This is a genomic window from Enterococcus sp. 7E2_DIV0204 (assembly GCF_002140855.1).
Lineage (GTDB): Bacteria > Bacillota > Bacilli > Lactobacillales > Enterococcaceae > Enterococcus_L > Enterococcus_L lemimoniae.
Genome location: NZ_NGKY01000001.1, coordinates 1,442,362 through 1,467,160, shown reverse-complemented (window position 1 = coordinate 1,467,160; position 24,799 = coordinate 1,442,362). Strand labels below are relative to the sequence as shown.

Genomic DNA, 24,799 nt, shown 5'->3' with positions numbered 1-24,799 from the left:
GATTTAGATGTTGTAACTGAATACGGTAGAGATATCGCAGCGTTGTATGAAAAAATTAAAGAGGTTATTTCTAGAGAAGTTGAAAAAATGACTTCTCTTAAAGTAGTAGAAGTGAATGTAACTGTAACAGACGTAAAATCAAAAGAACAATATGAAGAAGATTCAACAACTGTTCAAGATCGATTAAGTGATGCGACAGAATCAATAAGCAATTTCACAAGTGAACAAACAGAAAAAGCAAAAAAAATGGCAAATAACGGTGTAGCAAAAGCAAAAGATGCAACAGAAGCAAGGGTTCAATAAGTTTGCAAAACTTAAATAATACTACTAATCAGTAAAAAAAGGCAGAGCCTTTGATAAATTTCTAAAACCCGTATAATGCATAAAATGCATTGTACGGGTTTTAGTTTAATTACTTAATTCCAAAGCAGAAGCTATCTATTATCTAATTCATTTAAAACTCAAGAAATTTATATTTATTAATACAACATTAGTTAATTTCTGATTTTAAAATTCAATTTACCACTGAAAAAAGGGGAACTACGATACTTTTAATACGATTCAAATATCCATTACACTAAATAACTCGTAGCCATTTCTTTATAAATATCCACCATTTCCAAATAATTATCCACATCCACATACTCATCTACTTGGTGAGGCGTTTCATTACCTGGTCCAAAGATAATTACTGGGAAAGCTTGTTTGCCTTTGGTAAATTCAGCAGCATCTGTTGTACCAGAAACACCGACCATTGGAATATCCACGTTCACTCGTTTTTTCGCTACTTGTTGGGCGATTTTTGCGATATCAGAATCTTTTTCGCTTTTCACAGAAATTTTATTTGCTTCGATACTTAACGTTAAATGGTAGGTGTCTTTTTGGTTTAATTCATCGATCAGTTCGTTCATTTTTTTGATTACAACATCATTATCATAGCCAGGAATCGTTCTGATATTTCCTTGTAGACTGGCTTCACTTGGAATACTGTTGATTTGTTCTCCGCCGGAAATCATCGTTACGTTATAGATAAAATCACCTAAGACTTCATCTGTATGGGTTTCACTACGGAATAATTGATTCGCTCTTGAATAGAAATCATTTAGATGATCGATTGCATTAACCCCAAGTTGAGGCATTGAGCTGTGAGCATTTTTACCTTGAGACTCTACTTTAAAATTGATCGAACCTTTATGTGCATAAACGATTCCAGCATAACCAGAGGGTTCACCGATCACCATTGAGGTTACATCATCGACATAGCCTTCTTTCGTTAATTGCTCGGCTCCTAGTTCACCAACTTCTTCACCCACCGTTGCGATCAAACGTAGGCGTCCATTAAAGGCAGCATGTTCTTCTTTTAATTCAATCATCGCAATGGCCATAGCAGCTAAACCACTCTTCATATCACATGTGCCGCGACCGTACATTTTCCCATCACGAATTTCAGGTTTGAACGGATCAGAAGTCCAATCCGCAACATTTCCTGCTGAAACGACATCCATATGTCCAGAAAACGCTAGAACTTTCTCGTTATTTTTGTTCCCAATTTCAACAATTAGGTTATCACGATCTTTGTCATATTCTAAAAAGCTTGAGTCAATCCCGTGTTTTTTGAATAACTTACTTAGATACTCAGCGACCTCTTTTTCATTGCCGTTGACCGATTTAATTGTAACGATGTCTTTTAAAATTTGAACTTTTTCTTGATTTTCCATTGTGTTGGCCTTCTTTCATTTGATTCATTCATTTTCTTATCGTGTGTGAGAAAATGGATAAATATGCTTACAGGTTAACTATACACCTAAATGAGAATTTCGTTAAATAAAATCGGTTATTTTTGCCTATATCTTATTTTTCCTTTTTTTCATATATACTGAATGAATAATAATAAAAAAAAGAAGATAAAAAAATGAAAAAAATCGCTAGTTTAATCAGTTTTTTTGCTATTTTGCTAATTATGACGTGTTTTCCAAAAGCTTCCTATGCGGTGGATCAATTAGTTTTTGAAGATCCTACATTAGAAGGTCAAACACAAATTTCAGGGTATCTGGCGGCGTTTGGCACTTTGCCTCCTGGAGAAAAAGTTCCTGTCAGTACATTCGACGGTGCTGCTTGGATCGCAATTAATGGTAAAAATTACAATGGTACGACCTCTGGTAATCAGATGTTTCATTATACCGTTACAAAAATCGATGAAGAAAAATATTCTTTTACCTTCACGCTCCCTGATAATATTGTATTAAAAGAAGGAGATCGAATAACCAATTTTGTGATCCCAGCCAATGTAGAGAATCCATCAAATTATCCCCAACTAGCACATAAATTTTCTGGAGAATACATTGTTCAGAAAAGAGCTGATCCACAACCTAGCGGGGAGCTGTTGTTTTGTACCTTGATGAACAGGGAAATGAGATTTTAACAAAACAAACGATCTCTGGTATTGTGGGCGATCCCTATGATGCTTCAACAGATACTTACAAACTAGCAATTGAAGGCTACACATTAGATGAAACAAAGTTACCTACAAATGCTACAGGTACAATAAGTCCAGTAGCACAACTCTTGATTTACACATACAAAAAGAATCCAAGCAAAGCCCATGATGTCACAGTACGTTATGTTGATGAGGAAGGGACAGAAATAGCTAATCCCAAACCAATCAGCGGGATGATTAGCGAACCTTATGATGCATCAACAGATACCTACAAACTAGTCATCGATGGCTATACGCTAGACGAAACAAAATTACCTACGAATGCAGTCGGTACATTGAGTGATTTAGATCAAGTCGTTACGTATACGTACAAAAAAAATCAACAGATAGCACAAAATCTTACCGTTCAATATGTAGATGAAAATGGTCAAAAACTAGTTGATTCCAAAATTGTCAGCGGGATGATTGGTACAGCTTATGATGTCTCAATGACAGCCCATAAACGAATCATTGAAGGCTGTACGCTAGATGAGACAAAATTACCTACAAATGCGATTGGAACTTTAACTGATACTAAACAAACTGTTACTTATCACTACATTTCCAATAAAGAATCTGGCAACACAACAGATACAAATCAAGGCAACACTGGAAAACCAACAGCACAAAAAACAACCTCTTCAAAAAACAACAAGAACTTTCCTAAAACGGGAGAAACTGCCACACACTCTATTTTATACCTTAGCGGATCATTAATTATTCTAAGTGGGCTTGTCTATTTAAGAAGAAACAAAACAAACTAAACCTCAATAATATCAACAAAAAAACCAGCTCATCATTTCTGATGTCTGGTTTTAATTTTATTCATTAAAGTAATTCCCAGGAACTACATTGATTGTTTTCGTCCGTGTATCTACATCTTCTACATACAGCAATGACGTATAATCTTCAATCGCGCGTTGGCCTTTAAATTTAGACTCGGCAAAGACGGTAATCCCGACAAGTTCGGCTTCAAACTCTTCGATCAAGCTCTTCATTCCATTAACAGTTCCGCCGCCTTTCATGAAGTCATCTACTACTAAAACTCTCGAACCGCGTTTTAAGCTACGTTTTGACAGTTCCATTTTTTCGATACGTTCAGATGATCCAGAAACGTAATTCACGCTAACCGTTGAACCTTCCGTGATTTTTGAATCACGACGCACGATCACAAACGGAACATTCAAGTAATAAGAAACAGCTTGAGCAATCGGTACCCCTTTAGTTGCTACGGTCATGACTGCATCGATTTGTTCACCTAAATATTTAGAAGCAATGATTCTCCCAACTTGGCGCAATAATTCCGGCTGTCCTAATAAATCAGAAAGATACACATATCCTCCTGGCAACAGACGATCTTGTTCAGATAAACGTTCACACAAAGCCATGACTAATTCTTTTGACTCCTCATATGGAATTTCTGGGATAAATCGTACACCACCAGCAGCTCCTGGAATTGTTTCAAGAATTCCTGTACCTCGTTGTTTGAATGTTTTCTTAATGATCGCCAAATCCTCACTGATTGATGATTTAGCTGATTTATAACGCTGTGCAAAATGAGTCAAAGAAACTAATGTATGGGGATGATCCAGTAAGTACTGTGTCATATCAATCAATCGTTCGCTTCTCCGAATTTTAGAATCTGTCACTTCTTCTCCTCTTTCCTTTAAGGTTTACTATCCGCTAGTATGATTACTAGACCTTATTTTTTTATAGGTTCGTTATTCATTATTTTTTAATAGGTAAAATAAATGATACTCCCTTACAATCTATCGTTCCCTATTATAGGGTGTTTTACAAAAAAAATCGAGCATTTTTTTAAAATAATGAAAAATAGTTCGCAATTTATGAAACAAAAAAGAAGATAAGGATAAAAACTTTCGTTTTTCTCCTTATCTTCTTTTGACTCAACTCTAGTTATCTCTGACTCATTTTCTTATTCCGCTGCATCGTCACCACTAGTTTACGAATGATACTGACAAGAATAAATAACCCGATAAAAATCAAGGTAATGCTGGCACTTGGCGGTGTTTCTAAATAATAAGACCCCGTCAATCCTGTTAGCATGCCAATCAATCCCATAATAACACTGATGATAATAACCGTGTTAAATCCCTTGCCAATCCGCATCCCGATCGCAGCAGGTAAGACCATGATCGCAGATATCAATAAGGCCCCTGCAATAGGGATCATAACTGCGATCGCTACACCTGTAATCACGTTAAACAACATCGACATCCAATGAATCGGTAACTCATCCACATGTGCCGTATCTTCATCAAACGTCAAAACATACATTGGTCGTTTAAATAAAACAAACAAAATCACTAATACAACAAACAACACCGCCAAAATAACGACCTGCTGCCAAGTGATCGTCACGATTGAACCGAATAAATACGACTGGATACTAGCCGCTGAATTTCCTCCGCTAAGGTTCATCAACACCAGAGCTAGCGCTAAGCCACCAGACATTAAAATCGCAATCGAAATTTCCGAGTACGTACTATAAATCATTCGTAGATATTCTAAAATAATTGCTGCAATAATCACGACGACCAACGTCATGATATCTGGATTCCAATTTAAGAAAAACCCTAAAGCTACCCCTGCCAAAGAGACATGAGAAAGAGTATCCGCCATTAAAGATTGTCTTCTGATTACCAAAAATACACCTAGCATTGGGGCAATCACGGAAATAAAGGTTGCTGCTAAAAAGGCTTTTCTCATGAACTCATATGAAAGCATCTCCATTGTGAATCCTCCTTCCGAACTAAACGAATTTGTCGATCAGCATAGGATTTGATATCCTCATGATCGTGAGTGATCATCAAAATCGCTTTTCCATGATCATGAGCGTTATGCCGTAATAAACGATAAAACTCATTTCTAGACGTTTCATCCATCCCTGTTGTTGGTTCATCTAAAATAAATAAATCAGGGTCTGTCGCGAAAATACGAGCCAGGCTGATCCGTTGTTTTTGTCCACCTGAAAGTTCACCGATCCGTTTATGCCGCATCTCCCACATACCAACTGCTTTCAAAGCTTTCTCTACATGTTGATGGTCTCTTTTCGTAAGAGGTTTAAACCAGCGATTACGGGGAAAACGTCCTGAACGAACCAATTCGATCACCGTACTTGGGAATCCCGCATTAAATGAGGCTACTTGTTGGGGAATATAGCCGATACTTAGTTTTTCGCCCGCACTATTTTCTTTGGCGATCGTGATCTCACCCTTTGTTGGCTTTAACAAACCCAGCGTACTTTTGATCAGGGTTGATTTTGCCGCACCATTTTCACCAGTGAGAATGACAAATTCACCTGGATCGACATAATATGAAACATCTTCTAAGACTGGCTCATCATCATAATAAAATGTGAGGTCTTTGACTTCTAGATAATGCATGTCCATTCTCCTTCTTTTGACTACTACACAATTGAAAGCGGGAATAATAGCATCATGCTTATTATCCCGCCTTTATTTGTTTACTTGATACTTTTCTTTAAAGCTTCTAGATTAGCTTTCATTACGGAGATATAATCTTCACCTTTATCTTGTTCTTTTTGAGTGATACTTTCTAGCGGGTTAAGAACTGCTAGTTCCACATCCGTTTCGCGAGCTAATGTTTCAGCGACTTTTGATGATGCCGATGTTTCAAAATAAATCACTGATACGTTGTGCTCTTTGATATATTTTTTCAACTCTGCTAAACGGCTTGGTGAAGGTTCTTGATCTGGAGAGATTCCAGCAATTGATTCTTGTGTCAAACCATATTGTTTTGCTAAATAGCCAAATGCAGCATGCTGCGTTACAAACGTTTTGTTTTTAGCATCTTTAAAAGCTTCTTGGTATTCAGTATTTAGGGCTTTTAATTTTTCAATATAAGTTGCAGCATTTTTCTCAAATGTTGCTTTTTGTTCTGGGTATTTTTTCACTAACTCATCACGAATGGCTTCAACCTCTTTTTGTGCTAAAACTGGATCTAACCAAACATGCGGATCTAATTCGTGATCGTGGTCATGCTCATCGTGATCCGCTTCTTCTTCATCATGATCGTGGTCATGGGCTGCACCTGCCATTAAATCGATCGAACTAGCAGCTTCAACAACAGCGACTTTTTTCTCATCAACATTTTCCAAAACATCCTTGACCCAAGTTTCTAATTCATGGCTGTTATAGACAAACACATCCGCATCTGTGATCTTTGCAATATCTTTGGCACTCGGCTCATAGTCATGGGGCTCTGTTCCAGCTGGGATTAATAACTGAACATCGCCTGCATCTCCCACTACATTTTTCGCAAAATCGTACATTGGGTAAAATGTGGACACAACTTTTATTGTATCACTTTTTCCAGACTCTTCTTGTTTATTTGTTTGACCGCAGGCTGTTAATGTAAAAATTACCGCAATTAATAACAATCCTACCAGATATTTCCAGCTATTTTTTCTCATCTATCTCTCCCCATTACGATTTGTCTTATTCAAATAGTAATATTTACGATTTATTAGCAAAACTAATTTACCAGATGAAAAAGAGAACGTCAAGAGAAAACCAAAAAATAATTTATTCCTATATAAGGAGACGGTCAAGTATAGATAATTATGTCGTTGAAACTGTTTTATCTTTTCCTAAACAGTTATAGATACATTATAATTAGATTGAAATAGAGTGATGGTTATGCACAAAATAAAAGTTAGAAAAATCGGGAATATTATTCAATTAGATCTATCCGAGGCGCAAAAAGAGTATGACCGATGTTTAATTGAAGAAGGCTTTGCAGACTTTGAAAAAGGCAATATCGTGACAGAAGCTGAAATTATGGAAGAATTCTAACATTATGATTGGGGAGATCAATCATGACAGCTCTTTCTGCTGAGTATACTGAGAGCTTTCGTTTAAGTCTTAGAAAACTTATTCAGGAGTGGTCAAAAGAATATTTTTTTACTGATGAAAAAATCACAATTTTTGTTCAATCTATTTACAAGTCCATTGAGCTAACCAAAATAGTTCCCGAAATGCATGAAGAAATCTCAGCCATTTACAATTTTAATAACCCAACCTACAGAATTTTAATTGGGAAAAACTATGCGATTTTTTATCGTATCGATCGTTCTACTAAAAAAATTATGTTAGGAAATATGTATTACCAACGGCAGCTACATATTTCGTTTTAAATCACTTGTAGTAACTAAAAAACCACTCGATTGAGTGGGTTTTTTAGTTATATTCAAATTTTAAAATTTTCATTTTAACGTTCTTACAATATACACTTCATCACAAAAGCCTTTTAAGCCATTATAAATCCGTTGAGCGCGCGTTTTCTTCTCACATAAGGCAAAAACCGTTGGTCCGCTACCACTCATAAGTGCTGCATCTGCACCATATTTCGTCATTCGATCTTTGATTTGTTGGATCACCGGATGACGTTTGATTGTCACACCTTCTAACGCATTCCCGATTTTTTCTGTCATCAATAAATAATCATCCGCTTCAATCGCTTGTTTCAACCCACGAATATCAGGATGTTGAATACTATTAAATGATAGACTGCCAAAAATCGAACTCGTTGAAACACTCATCTTAGGTTTTACCAAAACGACCCAACACTGAGGCATTGAAGGTAAGAAGTCAATTTTTTCCCCACGACCTGCCACAAAAGCAGTACCTCCATGAATACAATACGGGACATCTGAGCCAATCTTACTGCCTAATTCTGCAAGTTCTGCTAGAGATAACCCTAAGTTCCATAAACGATTCAAGCCTCGTAAGGCAGCGGCACAGTCACTACTACCGCCAGCCAATCCTGCTGCAACAGGGATTCTTTTTTCTATATATATTTTGACTCCTTGAGTGAGTTGAAAGATATCCTTCAGCAATTCTGCTGCTTGATACACATGATTTCTTCTGTCCACTGGTAAAAAGGAGCTATCGGTTTCGATTATTATTTCATTTTCCGGCAATAACTCAAACGTCAGCCGATCGGCTAAGTCTACACTAGCCATGATCATCTCTAATTCGTGATAACCATCTTGTCTTTTATAGAGAGCATCCAACCCCAAGTTGATTTTTGCGGGCGCTTTTTCTATGATTTCCATTCTTTTCACCTATCTAATCTCATTACCTAACCATCTTCACAATCTTTTAAATTCTAACATATGTTGTTAGAGAAGTATATATTTGTATAAAAATTGATACGGTTTTCAAATAGAACATAAAAAAACATCTATCCCTTTATTATCTTGGAATACACGCTTTTTGATTATTTCTTGTTTTTGCGATTAAACGATCTCGCTTCTATTCTTGATGATCTTATTAACGATCCCATAATCAAGTGCTTCTTCAGCACTCAACCAATAGTCTCTGGCCGTATCATTCTTGACTTGCTCAATATCTTTGCCAGTTTCTTTAGCAATCAACTGGTTAATTTTTTCTCTTGTACGGATGATTTCTTTCGCTGTGATTTCCATGTCGCTGGATTGACCTTGTGTGCCACCAGAAGGTTCGTGGATCATAAACCGTGTATTTGGCAAACAATAGCGGCGTTCTTTTTCACTAGATAAGTAAATAAGTGCCCCTGCACTGACAACCCAACCTGAACCAATGATATTGACTTTCGGTTTGATAAAGTTGATCATATCAAAAATTAAGTAACCAGAATCTACATGACCACCATTACTGCTAATAAACAAATTGATTGGCTCATCATTGATTGATTCTAATAACAGTAGCTGTGTACAAACTTCTTTTGCCATTTGCTCATTGATTTCGCCTGAAATAATAATCGTCCTAGTTCCTATCATTTTCTCAGCCAGTAAATCCGGTTGTTTTTGTTCTTCTTTGACCTTTTCTTGTTCACTCATTACATATCCTCCTTTTTGAATCTACTGAAAGTCTAACATAGCTTTTTTGAAAAATCACGGAATATTTCTACTTGCCCACCGTGTGCTACCGACAAAATCAGAGTATCGTTTAAAGCCTGCAATGATAGTAAATTATCCTGATCTAAGTAGAAACAGTCAAAAAAGCAGAGCTAAAGCGTTTCCGCTTTAGCTCTGCTTTTAAAATAGACTCATTGTTAAACTGCTTCACCGACAAATTCAATCTCTACTGTGCGTGTTAGCACATCAGAATAACTATAAGAAACTCGTTCAAATGAGTTTTCATCTGGATCTAAATCTACGACGAAGACAGATGGATACGTTTCTGTCAAAATACCGTTACGTTCTGTTTGACGCTTTCTGCCGGTCTGAGCAACTAATGTGATTTTGCTGCCGATACGACATTCTAGATCTTTTTTAATGGAAGCTAAAGTTGTTGGCATTGCATTCACCTCATTTTCCATTGTACCACAGAACGATAAAAATATCAAGTTTACCATAGCAGAAAATGAAATGCAACTAATTATAATTTATAAATGGATAATTATTTAATGTGAAAAATAACAATTTTCTCATTTAATCGTAAATAATCGCTTTCAACTTCTTTTTTGCCCGGTCGTATGCACTTCTAACCGTAACTTCACGACTGTCGGTATCTTTTGCAATTTCATCTAGTTCTTTGCCGTTTATATATTCTTCAAATGTAATTCGTTCAAACGGCGACAAGACTTTCGGCAATTGTTCCAGTTTTTCCCTAATGATCATTTGCTCTAAAACATCAGGCTCTTCCGTCTCGATATAGTCAAAAAATGATTCGCCCTGATGTTCTATTTTTTGATCAAGTGAGACTGATTGTGTATCGATCGTTCGTTTAAGAGCGCATTGCTTTCTGATCAAACTGCGAACATGATTTTCAAAATTTGACTTAAAAAACTTCCCGATAGAAGCATTATGTGCTTCTTCATATTTTTCAAGCGATCGATAAAAAATAATTCGACCTTCCTGCAGCCAATCTTCCCGATCAAAATCTTTCAGATAATACTTTTTCCGAAACTTGTACACCACTGGATGATATTTTCGATACAAATGATCAAATCCCACGGTGTCCCCTTTTAAGATATCATTGTACTTATTCATAAATACCCTTCTCCTTCCAAGCATTCTACCAAAATGCTTGGAAAAAGCGTAACATTTTCTTCAATAAAAGTCGGAGAAATCAAGCGGTCAATCTTTGTTGTTAGATAATTCGTCCAGTTTATCGGACAACTTTGACAATTGTTCGATATTCCACGGAGAATTTCGTCGAAAATCTTGAAAATGGATATCTGTCGCATGGACTGCGATCGTGCGTTCTGTTTTTTGAACATCTTTGTACAACTCGTTAGCTGACGTTCGCAATGCACCTTTGGAAAAAACTAGCCATTGCTCCGCTAAATCACTTGTTGCTACAGTTACTTGGGTTAGCCGATCATTTCGTTCACCAGCTACTCGTTCTATGTAACTATCCGCAGTCTCTTCTTCTTTGGTAAAAATCACCGTTAAGCGATACTTTTTATATGTCTGCTGAATTCCTGGAACAAACTGTGCATCAAAAACAACCATTACTTCTAAATCCTCATATTTCGCATAATTGGATAAACGCTGAAGCAAAACCTCTCTAGCATCCTCAAGCTTATTTTGGTTCTTCAATTGAACCAACTCTGGCCAAGAACCGATCATGTTATAGCCATCAACGATCAGCAACTGTTTTTTCATTTGCTTTGTCACCTTCTTTATGTATGAGGTCGAGAAAAAAATTACTTTTTTCTCGCCATTTATCTAACTCTTTATAGCGGATTACGTCCACGATAGACTTCGTACATCAATAATCCAGCCGCAACGCCGGCATTCAAGCTTTGAACGTGTCCTGTCATTGGAATCGTTAATAATTCATCCACTTCTTTATGCAGCCCTTGACTCATACCACGGCCTTCATTTCCGATAATCAACGCAATCGCCCCTTTAGTGTTCCATTGACGATAATCCGTCCCTTTCATATCTGTTCCAAAAATCCAAAAGTTATTTTCTTTTAAGGTTGTGATACTTTGGGCTAAATTCGTTACACGAGCAACAGGAATATACTCAACTGCACCAGTCGATGCTTTTGTTACCACAGGTGTAATACCAACAGCACGATGCTTCGGAATAATGATTCCATCTACACCTGTTGCATCTGCTGTTCTCAAGATCGAACCAAAATTGTGAGGATCTTCTAAACTATCTAAAATCAAGAAAAATGGGGCCTCTGTCTTTTCTTTCGTACGATCGAGTAATTCATCCAGCGTTAAGTACTCATAAGCTGTAATCGCCAATACAATCCCCTGATGGACACCATGATTCGTCATTATATCTAGTTTTTGTTTAGGAACCCATTTAACAGGCACAGCATTTTCTTTTGCCAGTAATTTTAAGTGTTCAACTTTTTCACTTTTACTATCTTCTTGAAGAAATAGTTTGTTTCCTCGACCTTGCTGGATTGCTTCAATCGTAGCGTGATTGCCAAAGACAAAGTTATCTTCGATCTCTTCTTGCGAAACTTCCCGCTCTTTTCTGACTGTTTCTTTTTTAAACGGCTGACTTTTTTGCGGTTTATTCCCTTTGAAAGGGCGTTTCTTATCATTTCTCATTTTTTTCACCTACTTTTTTTATACACCAATCGATCAATTCTTCCAAACGCTCTGTTTGTTTTGTCAGATGTAAATAGCCCATCAATGATTCAAAACCTGTTGCAATACGATACGTTGTGATATCTGCATTTTTAGCAGAAGTATGGCTTTTCGCATTACGGCCGCGTTTGTACATTAGTTCCTCATTTTCTGACAATAATTTTTCTCCCAGCATTTCTTGGATCAAAAAGGCTTGTGCTTTCGCTGAAACATAATGCGTTGCCTGACGGTGTAAAATATTGGGTTTCGTTTGTCCTTGCTCTACTAGGTAATCACGAATATAAATCTCATAGATCGCATCGCCCACATAAGCCAAAGCTAAACCATTTAATTGCGTGTAATCTCTCATTCACTTCTTCTCCATCTAGTTCCTTGGGCTGTATCTTCCAGGGTTATTCCTTTATCTTTTAATAGATCACGAATCTCATCACTGCGGGCAAAATCGCGATTCTTACGCGCTTGATTGCGTTCTTCAATCAATTGGTCGATATCGTCATCCAACAATTCTTCTGATAAGAAGAAAATACCGAAAATACTTAACCATTGCGAGAATTGTTCTAGTGCTTTTTCTGTAACGATCGTAGAAACGGTTTCTTGCTCACTGTACTGATTCAGCCATTTAGCCAATTCGTAAACGACAGTGATCCCATTTGCCGCATTAAAATCATCATCCATTTCAGTCGTGAAACGTGTTTCTAAATCTGCTAGTTCTTGTAATTTCTGACTATCTTCATCCAGTTGAATAGCAGCATCCGCTTTTCTAAAGGACAAGTTCTCAAAGGCATTTTTTAATTTTTGTAAATTGACGCCAGCCTCTTTCATCGTAGTTTCACTATAGCGAATCGGGCGACGATATTGAGTCGTTGCCATAAAGAAACGCAACACTTGAGGATCAACTTGTTTGACTAGTTCGTGAACTGTAACAAAGTTCCCCAAAGATTTACTCATTTTTTCATCGTCTTCACCAATCGTAACAAAACCATTATGCATCCAATAATTGGCGAATTTTTGACCAGTTTTTGCTTCACTTTGGGCAATTTCATTTTCGTGGTGAGGAAACTCTAAATCTTGACCGCCCCCATGAATATCAATTGTATCACCTAAATGTTTCGTTGCCATGACCGAGCACTCGATATGCCAGCCTGGACGTCCCGCTCCCCACGGTGAATCCCAAGAAATTTCTCCTTCTTTTGCCCCTTTCCATAAAGCAAAATCCAAAGGATCTTCTTTCAATTCCTTTTCTACACCAGTTCGTTGACTTGCTCCAACTTCTAATTCATCGATTGATTGGTGGCTAAGTTTACCATACCCTTCAAACTTACGTGTCCGATAATAGACATCACCCTGTGAAGTATAAGCATACCCTTTATCAATCAATGTTTGAATAAATGTTAAGATGTCTGGCATATGATCCATCACACGAGGATGAAGCGTTGCTGGTTTAACATTCAACATATTGGTATCTTCTTCAAAAGCATGGATAAATCTATCTGCAACTTCTGGCGCTGTGATTCCCAGATCCTTGGCTGCTCGAATGATTTTATCATCTACGTCAGTAAAGTTCGAAACATATTTCACCTCATAGCCGCGGTACTCTAAATAACGTCTAATCGTATCAAAAGCCATTGAGCTGCGGGCATTACCGATATGAATATAGTTGTACACGGTGGGTCCGCAAACATACATCCGGACTTTCCCTGCTTCGATTGGTTGAAAAATTTCTTTTTCTCTTGTTAATGTATTATAAATTTGAATCATATGCTACCTCCAATTTTTCTCCTTTGATTCTAACAACTTTTGCTGGAATCCCTACCGCTGTGGCATCATTAGGAATATCTGTTAAAACAACGGCAGAAGCTCCGATTTTAGCTCGTTCGCCAATTGTAACAGGACCTAATATTTGTGCATGTGCATGGATCATGGCCCCTTTTCTGACTGTCGGATGACGTTTTCCTGTATCTTTTCCGGTCCCACCTAATGTTACACCGTGAAATAAAACAACATCCTCTTCAATTTCAGCTGTTTGACCGATTACGACACCCATACCATGATCGATAAAAACACCTGGTGCAATCGTCGCGCCGGGATGAATCTCAATTCCTGTTATAAATCGCCAAAATTGTGCATGGATTTTCGCTAATAAAAACAAGCGGTGTCTATATAAAAAATGAGAAAAACGATGCCAAAACAATGCGTGCAAGCCTGGATACGTCAGTAAAGCTTCTAATGTTGAACGTGCTGCCGGATCATTGTTTTTGACTGCTTTAACAGCTCTCTTTAACCAACTCATATTTTTTACTCCTTTCATTTTATTTTAAACAAAAAAGCGTCTTTTAAACGAAATAATTCCGTTCAAAAGACGCTTCTGCGTGGTTCCACTTTTTTTCACAGGTTTCCCTGCCTCAAAACAGATAACGGTTGTTGGCCGTTTTCAGCTACATATCGCTGAAACTATTCAAAGATGCATTTCAAAAAGTACTGACAACTGTTTTCACCATCCACAGTCTCTCTAAAGTCGCGCTCTTTTTTACTTCTTCTTCTCTACATATTTTTATTATAAAACGTTATTTAAATGATCTAAAGCTTTTTCTTTTCCTAAAAGTTCGATCGTATCGCCTAATTCTGGGCCATGCATTTGTCCTGAAACAGCTACACGGATCGGCATAAATAGATTTTTACCTTTTACGCCTGTTTCTTTTTGGACTGCTTTGATCCCAGCTTTGATACTTGGGACATCAACAACATCCATTGCTTCCAATTGAGCTTTAAATGCAGCTAAGACTGCCGGCACTGTTTCTCCTGCTAGAACTTCTTTCGCAGCAGCATCTAAAACTGGGTGTTCATTGAAGAACAACTCAGATACATTGACGATTTCAGCCGCATAACTCATTTGTGGTTGGTATAGGCTAACAACTTTTTTCAACCATTCCAATTTTTCACTGCTTGGTTGTGCTTCGATTTTACCTTCTGCTACTAAATACGGAAGACACATATCTGTTAAAACATCTAAATCTAATTGTTTCATGTATTGGTTATTGACCCATTCAAGTTTTTTTCCATCAAATGCAGCTGGTGATTTACTTAAACGTTCTGGATCAAAGATTTTGATCAATTCATCTTGTGAGAAGATTTCTTCTTCCCCAACTGGTGACCAGCCTAATAATGCGGTAAAGTTGAACATTGCTTCTGGTAAATAGCCAAGTTCACGATATTGTTCGATAAATTGTAAAATCGATTCGTCACGTTTACTTAATTTTTTCCCTGTTTCAGAGTTGATGATCAACGTCATATGACCAAATTCTGGTGCTTTCCAACCGAATGCTTCATAGACCATCAACTGTTTTGGTGTGTTCGCAATGTGATCATCTCCACGTAAAACATGGGTGATTTTCATCATGTGGTCATCCACTGCTACTGCAAAGTTATACGTTGGCATGCCATCACGTTTTTGAATAACAAAATCGCCGCCGATATTATCTGATTCAAAAACGATTTCGCCTTTGACCATATCTTCAAATGTGTAAGACGTATTTCTTGGTACACGGAAACGAACAACTGGTTTCAGTCCTTGCGCTTCTTTTTCGGCTTGTTCAGAAGGTGTCAATTCTGCACATTTACCTGAATAATGAGGCATTTCACTGCGAGCACGTTGCGCTTCTCTTTCAGCTTCTAATTCTTCTTCAGTACAATAACATTTATATGCACGATTGCTTACCAACAGTTGATCGATTAAAGGTTGATAAATTTCGCTACGTTCTGATTGACGATAAGGACCATATTCACCTGGTTTTTCAGGAGACTCATCCCAATCCATTCCTAGCCAAGCTAAGTTTTCTAGCTGACTTTTCTCTCCATCTTCGATGTTTCTCTTTTGATCGGTATCTTCAATACGAATAATAAAGTCACCATCGTTGTGGCGGGCAAATAAATAATTGAATAAAGCAGTTCTTGCATTTCCGATATGCAAGTGTCCAGTTGGACTTGGTGCGTAACGTACACGTACTTTTGTCATTGTGCATTCCTCTTTCTATTTATCAAGTAAAGCGACCGCGATCGCTCCCATTCCTTCTTCTTGACCAATGAAACCCATTTTTTCCATCGTTGTGGCTTTTAAATTGATTTGATTTAGCTCAATCTGACATGCTTTGGCGATATTTTCTTTCATTTGTTCTAAATAAGGCTTCATTTTTGGTTGTTCTGCTAAAATTGTACAATCAATATTGCCAATAGTAAAGCCAGTAGTTAAAACTTTTTGACTTGCTACTTGTAATAACTTGATCGAATCGGCATCTTTAAATTCTGGATCTGTATCGGGAAACAAATGACCGATATCGCCAAGCCCTGCAGCGCCTAAAATTGCATCAGTAATTGCGTGCAGTAATACATCTGCATCTGAGTGCCCTAATAATCCTTTTTCAAAAGGGAGCTCCACGCCGCCAATGATCAGCTTACGTCCAGCTACTAATTGATGAACATCAAAGCCTTGTCCAATACGTATCATATTTTCCACCTAGTTTCTTCTTCGTTTGACGATGGCTTCACCAATCAACATATCTTCTGGTGTCGTCAATTTAATATTTTCGTAACTTCCCAAAACCATTGAGACAGGTAAATCACTATATTTTTCAATCAGTGAAGCATCATCTGTGCCTAAATAGTCTTCTTGTTGTGCCCAAACATGCACAGCCAACAAATCCGCTCCATAGAAGGCTTGTGGCGTTTGAACTTGCCATAATGTTTCACGTGGAACTGTTTCTTCAACGATTCCATCAACGACACGCTTGATTGTATCTTTGACGGGCACACCTAAAATAGCAGCTCTCGTTTCTTGAACTTTACGATGGAGTAATTTTAATTGCGCTAAGCTTACAAAAGGTCGGGCTCCATCATGAACCATCACAATATTTTTAGGGTCAAGTAATGCCTTTAATCCATTAAAAACACTGTATTGTCGCTCCGATCCGCCAGAGACGATCGTTATAGGATGTTTTTTCTTGTTCTCCTTTTTAACTACTGCTGCCAATAAATCTTGTTCATCTTCTTGTGTCACTAAAATAATATGTTTACATGCAGGATCATTTAAAAAGGTATTTAACGAATAAGAAATAACTGGTTTACCGATCAAATGCAATAAAATTTTATTACGGCTGGCACCCATTCGTTTCCCTTGTCCAGCCCCCAACAAAATGACCTCATAATCCAGTGCTTTATTTCTATTTTCAGCTCTTTTCATTGGCTTTATGTTCTTCTTTACGATCATCGATTCCGCGACCCGAATGTGCAGGTTTTGCAAAAATCATCCGACCCGCCGCCGTCTGTAAGGCACTAGTCACAACAACTTGAATATGTTCATTCATGTAATGCTGTCCATCTTCAACTACAACCATCGTGCCGTCATCTAAATAGGCCACACCTTGTTGACGCTCTGTTCCAGCTTTGACAACCATTACGTTCATCGTTTCTCCTGGAATCACGACTGGTTTAACTGCATTGGCTAAAGCATTGATATTCAAGACAGGAATGTTTTGAAATTCTGAAACTTTATTTAAGTTATAGTCATTGGTTACGACTACACCATCCAACAGTTTTGCTAGTTTGATCAATTTACTATCTACTTCTGAAATGTCTTCAAAATCACCCTCATACATTTCAACAGAGATCCCATCTTCTTTTTGCAATGCATTTAAAATATCCAATCCACGGCGACCACGAACACGTTTTAAGCTATCACCAGAATCTGCAATATATTGTAATTCATACAATACAAAATTAGGAATCAAAATAACCCCTTCTAAAAAGCCTGACTTAGCAATATCGTAGATCCTACCATCAATAATTACACTCGTATCCAAAATTTTATACTTATGGAAATGATCTTCTACTCTACGATCTAGCACTTCGCCTTCACTTTCGGTTAGAACTTTCTTTTGCTTAGGAGTAAAAATTTTACGCCATTCATCAATACGAGTTGTGCCCATACGAAAACCTAAATAACCAAAAATAATCATCACTAATATGGGTAAAACGCTATTTACAAACGGAATATTCAAATTGTACATAGGAATCGAGATAATCGCTCCGATGATCAACCCAATGATTGCGCCCACACTCCCAAATAATAAATAGGTCAAGCTCATTTCATTTAATGCTGCTTCTACTTTTTTCACACCTGAAACAATATACTTTGCTAACCCTAACGATAAAATGAAGAAAATAAGTGCACCAATCAAACTGTTAGTAAAGTTATTGTTCAGCCATGTGTTATCTGCCTGCTTTGCCATGTCCCAAGCCATCGGTAATAATGAGATACCTAAACTTGCACCAGCAACGACCATCAGCAGTGTGATGACACGTTTTTGCATAGATTCATCCTCCAATATAGTCATACTTATTTTAAAGAATGACAGGAGAGACCGCCTTTAGTTTGTTACCACGATCTCTGTCTCTCACTCTACTTGAATACTTTTCTTAAGGTTTCTCCAATTGTGGCAACGCCGACAATCTCAATTCCTTCTGGTGGCGTCCAACCACCTAAATTGTTCTTCGGTAAATAAATCTTGGTAAACCCTAACTTTTGTGCTTCACGTACTCGTTGTTCAATGCTGTTCACACGACGTATTTCGCCAGTTAAACCGATCTCACCAATAAAACATTCTGTTGGTTTGGTCCCATTTTCTTTGTAACTGGAAGCGATACTGACTGCTACAGCTAAATCGATTGCCGGCTCATTGATTTTGACACCGCCTGCTGCTTTCAAATAGGCATCTTGATTTTGCAAGAGTAAGCCAGCCCGCTTTTCTAGAACTGCCATGATCAATGAAACTCGATTGAAATCTAGCCCTGTGGTTGTTCGTTTAGCATTTCCAAACATAGTTGGTGTAACTAAAGCCTGCACCTCAACCAAAATCGGCCGCGTTCCTTCCATTGCTACAACGATTGCTGAACCTGTGGCATCCGCCAGTCGTTCCTCTAAAAAAACTTGCGACGGATTGGCGACTTCTTCCAATCCATGTTCTCTCATTTCAAAAATACCAATTTCATTAGTCGACCCAAAACGATTTTTGACTGCTCTTAAGATTCTAAACGTATGATGTTTATCACCTTCAAAATATAAAACTGTATCTACCATATGCTCAAGCATACGTGGGCCTGCAATGGAACCTTCTTTGGTCACATGACCGACGATAAAAATCGCAATACCATTGGTTTTGGCAATTTTCAATAATTCAGCAGTTGTCTCACGGACTTGGCTTACACTACCAGCCACACTCGTTACATCTGGCTGCGTCATCGTCTGAATAGAGTCAATAATCACATAATCTGGTTCTAATTTCTCAATTGCACGAGCGATTTCATTCATATCTGTTTCAGCGTATAAGTAAAATTCCGTGTCGATCGAACTTAAACGTTCCGCACGCATTTTGATTTGTTCGGCGCTCTCTTCTCCGGAAACATATAAGACTTTGCCGCCGATTTCTGCAAGTTGTTGTGATACTTGTAAAAGTAGCGTAGATTTTCCAATACCCGGATCACCGCCGATCAAAACAAGTGAGCCTGGAACTACACCGCCACCTAGCACACGATTCAGTTCTACCAGCTTCGTTTTAACTCTTGGCTCTTTCTTAGGTACTACTTCCGCTAGACGTTGCGGTTGTGTTTTTTTACCAGTCAAACTCACTCTAGCACGACGATCTGTCGTATCTTGAATGATCTCTTCTGTCATCGTGTTCCACTGTCCGCAATTTGGACAGCGTCCTAAATATTTGGGGGAAATATACCCGCACGTTTGACATTCAAATTGAACTTTTGCTTTTTTTGCCATATGCTATCCCCTCATTTTGATGTATTCTTTATTTTACCATAGTTTAGGCCGCTTAGACTAAGACTTCCCACTGTAAAATACGCAGTTTTCCAGTGAATTTAGCTTAGTTTTTACCCGAAGAGCCGAAACCGCCTGTACGTTCGTTTTCTACGTCATCAATATCTGCTAAAAGAAATGGCTTAAAGATTCCTTGACCGATTCTTTCACCCTTTTCGATGATCATTTCTTCATAGCCAAAATTTAAAAACTGGAACATGATATGCCCTTCATTGCCTTCGCTATTATAATAATCACGATCGATCACACCCACACCATTCGCTAACATTAAAAAACGTTTCAATGGGTTTGATGAGCGACTAACCAATTCTAAATACTCATTTTCAGCCATGTAGGCTTTGATTCCTGTTTTAACTAAAACTGGCTTTGGCGCAACGCCTTGTGCTTGCTGCTGCCAAATACTTGGTACAACAACTCTTTCAGCTGCTTCAAAGTCATAACCTGCAGCACCTTTTGTCGCACGCTGCGGAATCGTGATCCCTTGGTCTGAATAATCCGTAATAATTTCAAATCCTCGTTGTTTCATCAAAAATCTCCTCTACTTGTAAACTATTTCTATTTTAACATACTACACTGATTCCCTGTTTAGTTTTATAGTATCTTTACTATTCTCTTGTGCTTTTTTAATGTTTTCACATCATTTGGATTCATTTTGTTCATCAAATCGACGTTTATTCTCTTTTAACACCTCATAAAAAATAAAAACAAAAAATAACATTAGCCCAATGATACTTATTACATGAACATATTCAACTACCTGAAGGGCAGCAGGGTTATGAGTCCGATGTGCAGTAATCTGTAAAACGGTTTTAACTGGTAGGTGCGCTTGCTTTGCTAATAACCACAAAACACTCATCAATAGTAACTGATGGGTCACACTACCTTTGGTTTGTGTACTATATTTAGTGATGATCCGTGTATCCTGCGGTAAACTTTCATTCTGATAATATTCTTGATTTAAAAAGTTTCCAGTTGCGCTGATAAAACAGCTTAGCAGGAAAATTCCAAGCGGAAAAAGCGGCCGAAATAGTAACAGAAATAGCGAAAAGATAAATCCACCAAGATGGATGATTCTCGGATCGACATTAGGCAATAAACGATATAAAAATTTAATAACAATCGCTGAAGCAATGATCCCCAAAATATATGGAACGTACAGATTAACAGTCAGGCGATCGATCCCTAAGCGTAGTGAAACATAGAACGTGCCAAAAAGGAGCAAAAAGTTCATACACATTCCATTAGCAAATGTTAGTAAGTTTAGCCATATCGGTAGTTTCCACATTTTTCTTTGTCGGTTCAAATACCAAGCTGTGATCAAAAATAAACCAGAAAAACCAATAATGCCAGCATCTAAAAGCTGAGGATCAAACAGAAGTCGAGCCGAACGAATAAATAACAATAAAACAAAAAATCCTAGAAATAAAAAGAACTCTTTAAGCGATACCACTTGTTGGTTGACTTCATTAAAATCAATTTCATAGTCAGGATAATGCGTTACAGTATGGTAGGCAGCTATATACAACAAGGTATATTCACCTAAAACCAACGGAATCCTTAATTCTTTCGTCAGCATCAAAGAAGCGATCACCCCACCTAATAGCAATAGGATAAAAAGATATTTTCTACCAGTCAAAGCTGAATAACCCTGCCTTTTCTCATGATAATTAACTGTGGTATTAGCGGCAGGCAACCATGAGGCACTAAGCCCTAGTAAAACTGCCGAAAACAAATAGGCTGGAAAATAAAATTGACCTAACACGCCGATCAAACACCCGGCACCACCAATCAGGATAGAAATGATCAGCGCATTGAAACTGGTCAAAGCTAGTTTAAAACTTTTTAACAAAAAGATGCCCGTCATGCGAAAGGTATAAAAAAGCACAAAAGGTAAAATTCTTTCCATCGTCGTACCATCACTTAAACTCAGAAATAAAAAATAAGGGATGAAAATAACTGTATTGGATAAAATAAACGGCGCCACTTGCAAACAATTGCGGGCTAATTCTTTTAGTTTAGACATTCGTTGATCTCCTTTGAAACGGTTTGTTATGTTGGTAGTCTACCATGATAATGAAAAAAGTGAAATCATCCACTAATAGAAAAAAACGCCTATAACATAAACTATGCAATAGACGTCTCTTTTCATTAACTTTTTTCTGTTTATAACACTTCATCCACTAATTTCGTTTGATTTTTTTCAAAAACTTTGAAGAATGGATAATAAACCACCATGCTTAAAACAACTAAAAATACATAAAAAACAATATTCCGCCAATCCATCGTTGCCAAGTATGCTTGAGCAAAAAATGGAGTAAATGATGGATCAACGATAAACCCAAGTGATATCATCCCGATTTTTTGAGCAAAATAGGTTAAAAATAGCGAAATGACTGGCATGGTCAGAAAGGGAATTCCTAAAATCGGATTAAACACAATCGGCAATCCGAAAATAACTGGTTCATTGATCGAACAAATTCCTGGAACGAAAGATAATTTTCCAATCGTTCGATATTGCGGCACTTTGCTAAACATCATCAAAAGAACTAAGCCTAGCGTATTTCCAGCCCCGCCTAAAACAGAGATCCGAAACATCTGCAAGTTCATCAAATGTGTCATTGCTTCTCCATTGGAAGCTTGTTCTGCATTCAAACCAGTTTGGGCCACTCCCAGCGTAAAAACGATTGGAAAAATGATCGATGATCCATTGATTCCAAATAGCCACAAAACATTGCCTAGAGTGACGATTAACAGTAAACCACCTAAACTTCCTGCAATATTAACGGCTGGAGTCAACACAGACATGACGGCATCAGGGAATGTTTGATCGATCAGCCCTAAGAAAACCAAATTCAAGCCATAAAAAAGCACAATATTCGTCAATAAAGGAATCAATGTATTGATAAATGTCACAACCATTGGCGGTACTGTATCAGGCAGCGAAATCTTAATATTTTTCACTTCAAAAAAACGGCTAACTTCAACGACTAAAAGTCCTAAGATAATAGCTACAAACAAACCGTTTGTTCCTAAGTAGGCTAACGATATCGTTCCTTCTTTAACAGGTGTACAAACGAGCAAGTATGTTACCATACTGACCATACCATTCATTGCAGCATTTAGTTTGTACTCATTTGATAAAGAGTACGCTATCCCAAAAACACTAATCAAGCCAATGATCCCCATCGTCAGATTGTAGGGTGCGGTGATCATATCATAATTAGCAACAGCAAACTCTTTCCAAACAGCCAAAAATTTCATAAACAGTCCTGCATGTGCAGGATCATACTGCTCCATATTAATCGGCGGATTAGCAAATATCAGGAAAAAAGAACCAATCACGATAAACGGTAACCCAAACATCATTCCAGTAGACACTGCTTTAAGGTGCCGTTGATTACCGATTTTATTGGCAAACGGACTTAAAACATCATTTAATCGATTTACAATAGATTCTTTCGCATTCGCTGAATTTTTCATCAGGTGTCCTCCTTAGACTTGCCAAGAGTTAAACTCAAAAGCTGACTCAACAACTTCATTTGGATCATAACGATCAATAATTTTCGCATATTCTTCTTTATAGTCATTCGTCACATCCGCTTGGGGAATAACAATGCTCGCTTCGTTTAAGAAATGTTTTGAGTCTCGTCCCATCTCTTTACCTCGAGTAGTATGTTTATCCAACGCAATATCAGGAATTTCAGGGACATACCCCATTGCAAAACTTTTGATCACGATATTTTTTAACAAATCAGAAGAACGGTCTTTTTCTGATTGGCATAAGTAACGAATCGCATGGAAAAAGAACATCGCGCGATCCGATTCATTGTATTGAAATTCTTTACGCATTTGATTTAAATTGTTGACCATGATTGCAGCATTCTCATTGCCCATCCCAATATCTTCTACTGAAATTGCCAGCAACCGACGCCATAATTTTTCTTCAAACTGGGGTGAAGTGATATACATTTCATAAGCAAAATCGCATGCTACCCGTTCATTACCACGGCGGATCGACTTTTGTAAAGCAGAGACTACTTCATCGCCATTTAAATTATTTCTAGTTTTAACTCTTGCCCAGGGATCATTGATATATTCTTGTTCTGTCATGTTATAATACTCCTAACTAAAATGATTTTAAGGGTGATTCATGTGAATATCGATAGTCTTGCAGAAAAATACCAATTGAATAAAACTGAGGTTCAAATTTTAAGGTATATGGCTGAGCATCGCCAAGAATTAAAGAATTTAGGTATTCGAGAAATTGCGAAACAAAGTTTTGTATCCACGGCTACGGTCATTAATATGGCTAAAAAGATGAATTTTACAGGTTATAGTGAATTGGTTTTTTATATTAGCGAATTCAACCTTAGCCAAGAACGGCTTGAAAACCATGATGTGATCACAACTTATGGTGAAGCCTTTTTGTCGTTATTAAAAAAGTACCACGATAAAAACATCATGATTTTAGGTTCTGGTTTCTCACAAAACTTAGCCAATTACTTTTCTGAATACTTGAATCTTTATGGATTTAGGGCTACTTCTAATAGTCATTTAGAATTTTTAAGAGCGAGTCACCAAGATGATGTTCTGTTGATTTTCATCAGTAATTCCGGTAATACCGGTAGAATGTTTGAACTAGCAGAAATCGCTCAAGCCAATGAACTAGAAAGCATTTGCTTTGTCGGCAATGATCAATCGACCATCAGCAAACTGTCCACACTTTCTATCAGTACAAATACTTATTCTCCGAGCTCCCATCAAGATTTTTACCCTCAGCTATTTTTTGGTACAGTTCTAATTCAATTTGAATTATTAATGAGTTACACACTTCAAAATTTACAGTAGAAGAAAGA

At 37.5% G+C, this 24,799-nt stretch carries 29 protein-coding genes and 1 other annotated feature; of the genes, 6 read left to right on the top strand and 23 right to left on the bottom strand.

The genetic code is table 11. The annotated features are described in order from the left end of the window. Positions 1–303, top strand: a 303-nt coding sequence (locus tag A5819_RS06870; protein ID WP_139843552.1) for an Asp23/Gls24 family envelope stress response protein, incomplete at its 5' end; no start/stop codon positions are given. Positions 304–572: 269 nt separating this feature from the next. Here the strand turns inward: A5819_RS06870 and A5819_RS06865 are convergent. Next, on the bottom strand, positions 573–1,718 hold the full coding sequence (locus tag A5819_RS06865) for an ArgE/DapE family deacylase (RefSeq protein ID WP_086282442.1): 1,146 nt from the start codon (positions 1,716–1,718) through the stop codon (positions 573–575). 194 nt (positions 1,719–1,912) lie between these two features. Between A5819_RS06865 and A5819_RS06860 the strand changes: the two genes are divergently transcribed. Next, complete coding sequence (locus A5819_RS06860) at positions 1,913–2,422, top strand: hypothetical protein (protein WP_086282439.1); 510 nt, start codon at positions 1,913–1,915, stop codon at positions 2,420–2,422. Further along, positions 2,389–3,240, top strand: coding sequence for a MucBP domain-containing protein (locus tag A5819_RS06855; protein ID WP_086282438.1), 852 nt, complete (start codon positions 2,389–2,391; stop codon positions 3,238–3,240). The genes A5819_RS06860 and A5819_RS06855 overlap by 34 nt, the downstream gene beginning before the upstream one ends. Before the next feature lie 57 nt (positions 3,241–3,297). Here the strand turns inward: A5819_RS06855 and purR are convergent, their stop codons facing one another. From purR to A5819_RS06835, 4 genes are all read right to left on the bottom strand, one after another. Beyond that, the gene (purR, locus tag A5819_RS06850) at positions 3,298–4,125 is read right to left on the bottom strand and encodes a pur operon repressor (protein ID WP_086282436.1); all 828 of its coding nucleotides are present in this window, start codon (positions 4,123–4,125) and stop codon (positions 3,298–3,300) included. A gap of 268 nt (positions 4,126–4,393) precedes the next feature. Continuing rightward, positions 4,394–5,230, bottom strand: a complete 837-nt coding sequence (locus tag A5819_RS06845; RefSeq protein WP_086277850.1) for a metal ABC transporter permease — start codon at positions 5,228–5,230, stop codon at positions 4,394–4,396. Next, entirely contained in the window at positions 5,203–5,883 is a 681-nt protein-coding gene (locus tag A5819_RS06840; protein ID WP_086277848.1) for a metal ABC transporter ATP-binding protein, read from the bottom strand. Before A5819_RS06840 ends, A5819_RS06845 begins: the two co-directional genes overlap by 28 nt. An 80-nt stretch (positions 5,884–5,963) precedes the next feature. Then, entirely contained in the window at positions 5,964–6,932 is a 969-nt protein-coding gene (locus tag A5819_RS06835) for a metal ABC transporter substrate-binding protein (RefSeq protein WP_086277846.1), read from the bottom strand. Positions 6,933–7,158: 226 nt separating this feature from the next. Between A5819_RS06835 and A5819_RS19215 the strand changes: the two genes are divergently transcribed. Together A5819_RS19215 and A5819_RS06830 are read left to right on the top strand one after the other, a co-directional pair. Beyond that, positions 7,159–7,314 (top strand): hypothetical protein, encoded by a 156-nt coding sequence (locus A5819_RS19215; RefSeq protein ID WP_176271378.1) that lies wholly within the window; start codon positions 7,159–7,161, stop codon positions 7,312–7,314. Between the two features lie 23 nt (positions 7,315–7,337). Then, complete coding sequence (locus A5819_RS06830) at positions 7,338–7,655, top strand: hypothetical protein (RefSeq protein ID WP_086277844.1); 318 nt, start codon at positions 7,338–7,340, stop codon at positions 7,653–7,655. 69 nt (positions 7,656–7,724) lie between these two features. On the opposite strand, the gene ispE is transcribed toward A5819_RS06830, so the two are convergent. From ispE to A5819_RS06740, 18 genes are all read right to left on the bottom strand, one after another. Continuing rightward, positions 7,725–8,576: a 4-(cytidine 5'-diphospho)-2-C-methyl-D-erythritol kinase gene (ispE, locus tag A5819_RS06825; protein ID WP_086277842.1), complete on the bottom strand. Its 852-nt coding sequence runs from the start codon at positions 8,574–8,576 to the stop codon at positions 7,725–7,727. Between the two features lie 183 nt (positions 8,577–8,759). Beyond that, positions 8,760–9,341, bottom strand: a complete 582-nt coding sequence (locus A5819_RS06820; protein WP_086277840.1) for an ATP-dependent Clp protease proteolytic subunit — start codon at positions 9,339–9,341, stop codon at positions 8,760–8,762. A 215-nt stretch (positions 9,342–9,556) separates the two neighbouring features. Beyond that, positions 9,557–9,802, bottom strand: a complete 246-nt coding sequence (locus tag A5819_RS06815) for a Veg family protein (protein WP_086277839.1) — start codon at positions 9,800–9,802, stop codon at positions 9,557–9,559. Positions 9,803–9,935: 133 nt separating this feature from the next. Next, entirely contained in the window at positions 9,936–10,496 is a 561-nt protein-coding gene (locus A5819_RS06810; RefSeq protein WP_086277837.1) for a sigma-70 family RNA polymerase sigma factor, read from the bottom strand. Positions 10,497–10,583: 87 nt separating this feature from the next. Then, a complete protein-coding gene (locus A5819_RS06805) occupies positions 10,584–11,114 on the bottom strand; it encodes an NYN domain-containing protein (RefSeq protein WP_086277836.1) in 531 nt (176 codons plus the stop codon). Positions 11,115–11,185: 71 nt separating this feature from the next. After that, positions 11,186–12,025, bottom strand: coding sequence for a 23S rRNA (guanosine(2251)-2'-O)-methyltransferase RlmB (gene rlmB, locus A5819_RS06800; RefSeq protein WP_086277834.1), 840 nt, complete (start codon positions 12,023–12,025; stop codon positions 11,186–11,188). After that, entirely contained in the window at positions 12,015–12,413 is a 399-nt protein-coding gene (locus tag A5819_RS06795) for a Mini-ribonuclease 3 (RefSeq protein WP_086277832.1), read from the bottom strand. The genes rlmB and A5819_RS06795 overlap by 11 nt, the downstream gene beginning before the upstream one ends. Next, positions 12,410–13,822, bottom strand: coding sequence for a cysteine--tRNA ligase (cysS, locus tag A5819_RS06790; RefSeq protein WP_086277830.1), 1,413 nt, complete (start codon positions 13,820–13,822; stop codon positions 12,410–12,412). Before cysS ends, A5819_RS06795 begins: the two co-directional genes overlap by 4 nt. Further along, positions 13,806–14,354, bottom strand: a complete 549-nt coding sequence (epsC, locus tag A5819_RS06785) for a serine O-acetyltransferase EpsC (RefSeq protein WP_086277828.1) — start codon at positions 14,352–14,354, stop codon at positions 13,806–13,808. The genes cysS and epsC overlap by 17 nt, the downstream gene beginning before the upstream one ends. Positions 14,355–14,416: 62 nt before the next feature. Then, positions 14,417–14,617: a binding site (T-box leader), on the bottom strand. Between the two features lies 1 nt (position 14,618). Continuing rightward, positions 14,619–16,076, bottom strand: a complete 1,458-nt coding sequence (gene gltX / locus A5819_RS06780; protein WP_086277826.1) for a glutamate--tRNA ligase — start codon at positions 16,074–16,076, stop codon at positions 14,619–14,621. A gap of 15 nt (positions 16,077–16,091) precedes the next feature. Next, entirely contained in the window at positions 16,092–16,565 is a 474-nt protein-coding gene (ispF, locus tag A5819_RS06775) for a 2-C-methyl-D-erythritol 2,4-cyclodiphosphate synthase (RefSeq protein ID WP_086279663.1), read from the bottom strand. Positions 16,566–16,574: 9 nt separating this feature from the next. Next, positions 16,575–17,297, bottom strand: coding sequence for a 2-C-methyl-D-erythritol 4-phosphate cytidylyltransferase (gene ispD / locus A5819_RS06770; protein WP_086277824.1), 723 nt, complete (start codon positions 17,295–17,297; stop codon positions 16,575–16,577). Beyond that, on the bottom strand, positions 17,284–18,426 hold the full coding sequence (locus A5819_RS06765; RefSeq protein WP_086277822.1) for a PIN/TRAM domain-containing protein: 1,143 nt from the start codon (positions 18,424–18,426) through the stop codon (positions 17,284–17,286). Before A5819_RS06765 ends, ispD begins: the two co-directional genes overlap by 14 nt. An 89-nt stretch (positions 18,427–18,515) precedes the next feature. Beyond that, positions 18,516–19,886, bottom strand: a complete 1,371-nt coding sequence (gene radA, locus A5819_RS06760) for a DNA repair protein RadA (RefSeq protein WP_086277820.1) — start codon at positions 19,884–19,886, stop codon at positions 18,516–18,518. Positions 19,887–19,989: 103 nt separating this feature from the next. Further along, positions 19,990–20,469 carry a dUTP diphosphatase gene (locus A5819_RS06755; RefSeq protein WP_086277818.1) on the bottom strand — a complete coding sequence of 160 codons (480 nt, stop codon included), beginning with the start codon at positions 20,467–20,469 and terminating at the stop codon, positions 19,990–19,992. Positions 20,470–20,580: 111 nt separating this feature from the next. Beyond that, positions 20,581–21,966, bottom strand: coding sequence for a hypothetical protein (locus A5819_RS06750; RefSeq protein ID WP_086277816.1), 1,386 nt, complete (start codon positions 21,964–21,966; stop codon positions 20,581–20,583). A gap of 140 nt (positions 21,967–22,106) precedes the next feature. Next, positions 22,107–23,423: a PTS sugar transporter subunit IIC gene (locus A5819_RS06745; RefSeq protein ID WP_086277813.1), complete on the bottom strand. Its 1,317-nt coding sequence runs from the start codon at positions 23,421–23,423 to the stop codon at positions 22,107–22,109. Positions 23,424–23,435: 12 nt separating this feature from the next. Next, positions 23,436–24,053 carry a hypothetical protein gene (locus A5819_RS06740; protein ID WP_086277811.1) on the bottom strand — a complete coding sequence of 206 codons (618 nt, stop codon included), beginning with the start codon at positions 24,051–24,053 and terminating at the stop codon, positions 23,436–23,438. Between the two features lie 42 nt (positions 24,054–24,095). On the opposite strand from A5819_RS06740, the gene A5819_RS06735 reads away from it, so the two are divergent. Beyond that, complete coding sequence (locus A5819_RS06735) at positions 24,096–24,791, top strand: MurR/RpiR family transcriptional regulator (RefSeq protein ID WP_086277809.1); 696 nt, start codon at positions 24,096–24,098, stop codon at positions 24,789–24,791. Positions 24,792–24,799 lie beyond the last annotated feature (8 nt).

Excerpts from the sequence above, each read along its gene's own strand:
- A5819_RS06865 (WP_086282442.1), bottom strand. The coding sequence starts at position 1,718 with ATGGAAAATCAAGAAAAAGTTCAAATTTTAAAAGACATCGTTACAATT.
- A5819_RS06860 (WP_086282439.1), top strand. The coding sequence starts at position 1,913 with ATGAAAAAAATCGCTAGTTTAATCAGTTTTTTTGCTATTTTGCTAATT.
- A5819_RS06845 (WP_086277850.1), bottom strand. The coding sequence starts at position 5,230 with ATGGAGATGCTTTCATATGAGTTCATGAGAAAAGCCTTTTTAGCAGCA.
- A5819_RS06840 (WP_086277848.1), bottom strand. The coding sequence starts at position 5,883 with ATGCATTATCTAGAAGTCAAAGACCTCACATTTTATTATGATGATGAG.
- A5819_RS06835 (WP_086277846.1), bottom strand. The coding sequence starts at position 6,932 with ATGAGAAAAAATAGCTGGAAATATCTGGTAGGATTGTTATTAATTGCG.
- A5819_RS19215 (WP_176271378.1), top strand. The coding sequence starts at position 7,159 with ATGCACAAAATAAAAGTTAGAAAAATCGGGAATATTATTCAATTAGAT.
- A5819_RS06830 (WP_086277844.1), top strand. The coding sequence starts at position 7,338 with ATGACAGCTCTTTCTGCTGAGTATACTGAGAGCTTTCGTTTAAGTCTT.
- ispE (WP_086277842.1), bottom strand. The coding sequence starts at position 8,576 with ATGGAAATCATAGAAAAAGCGCCCGCAAAAATCAACTTGGGGTTGGAT.
- A5819_RS06820 (WP_086277840.1), bottom strand. The coding sequence starts at position 9,341 with ATGAGTGAACAAGAAAAGGTCAAAGAAGAACAAAAACAACCGGATTTA.
- A5819_RS06815 (WP_086277839.1), bottom strand. The coding sequence starts at position 9,802 with ATGCCAACAACTTTAGCTTCCATTAAAAAAGATCTAGAATGTCGTATC.
- A5819_RS06810 (WP_086277837.1), bottom strand. The coding sequence starts at position 10,496 with ATGAATAAGTACAATGATATCTTAAAAGGGGACACCGTGGGATTTGAT.
- A5819_RS06805 (WP_086277836.1), bottom strand. The coding sequence starts at position 11,114 with ATGAAAAAACAGTTGCTGATCGTTGATGGCTATAACATGATCGGTTCT.
- rlmB (WP_086277834.1), bottom strand. The coding sequence starts at position 12,025 with ATGAGAAATGATAAGAAACGCCCTTTCAAAGGGAATAAACCGCAAAAA.
- A5819_RS06795 (WP_086277832.1), bottom strand. The coding sequence starts at position 12,413 with ATGAGAGATTACACGCAATTAAATGGTTTAGCTTTGGCTTATGTGGGC.
- cysS (WP_086277830.1), bottom strand. The coding sequence starts at position 13,822 with ATGATTCAAATTTATAATACATTAACAAGAGAAAAAGAAATTTTTCAA.
- epsC (WP_086277828.1), bottom strand. The coding sequence starts at position 14,354 with ATGAGTTGGTTAAAGAGAGCTGTTAAAGCAGTCAAAAACAATGATCCG.
- gltX (WP_086277826.1), bottom strand. The coding sequence starts at position 16,076 with ATGACAAAAGTACGTGTACGTTACGCACCAAGTCCAACTGGACACTTG.
- ispF (WP_086279663.1), bottom strand. The coding sequence starts at position 16,565 with ATGATACGTATTGGACAAGGCTTTGATGTTCATCAATTAGTAGCTGGA.
- ispD (WP_086277824.1), bottom strand. The coding sequence starts at position 17,297 with ATGAAAAGAGCTGAAAATAGAAATAAAGCACTGGATTATGAGGTCATT.
- A5819_RS06765 (WP_086277822.1), bottom strand. The coding sequence starts at position 18,426 with ATGCAAAAACGTGTCATCACACTGCTGATGGTCGTTGCTGGTGCAAGT.
- radA (WP_086277820.1), bottom strand. The coding sequence starts at position 19,886 with ATGGCAAAAAAAGCAAAAGTTCAATTTGAATGTCAAACGTGCGGGTAT.
- A5819_RS06755 (WP_086277818.1), bottom strand. The coding sequence starts at position 20,469 with ATGAAACAACGAGGATTTGAAATTATTACGGATTATTCAGACCAAGGG.
- A5819_RS06750 (WP_086277816.1), bottom strand. The coding sequence starts at position 21,966 with ATGTCTAAACTAAAAGAATTAGCCCGCAATTGTTTGCAAGTGGCGCCG.
- A5819_RS06745 (WP_086277813.1), bottom strand. The coding sequence starts at position 23,423 with ATGAAAAATTCAGCGAATGCGAAAGAATCTATTGTAAATCGATTAAAT.
- A5819_RS06740 (WP_086277811.1), bottom strand. The coding sequence starts at position 24,053 with ATGACAGAACAAGAATATATCAATGATCCCTGGGCAAGAGTTAAAACT.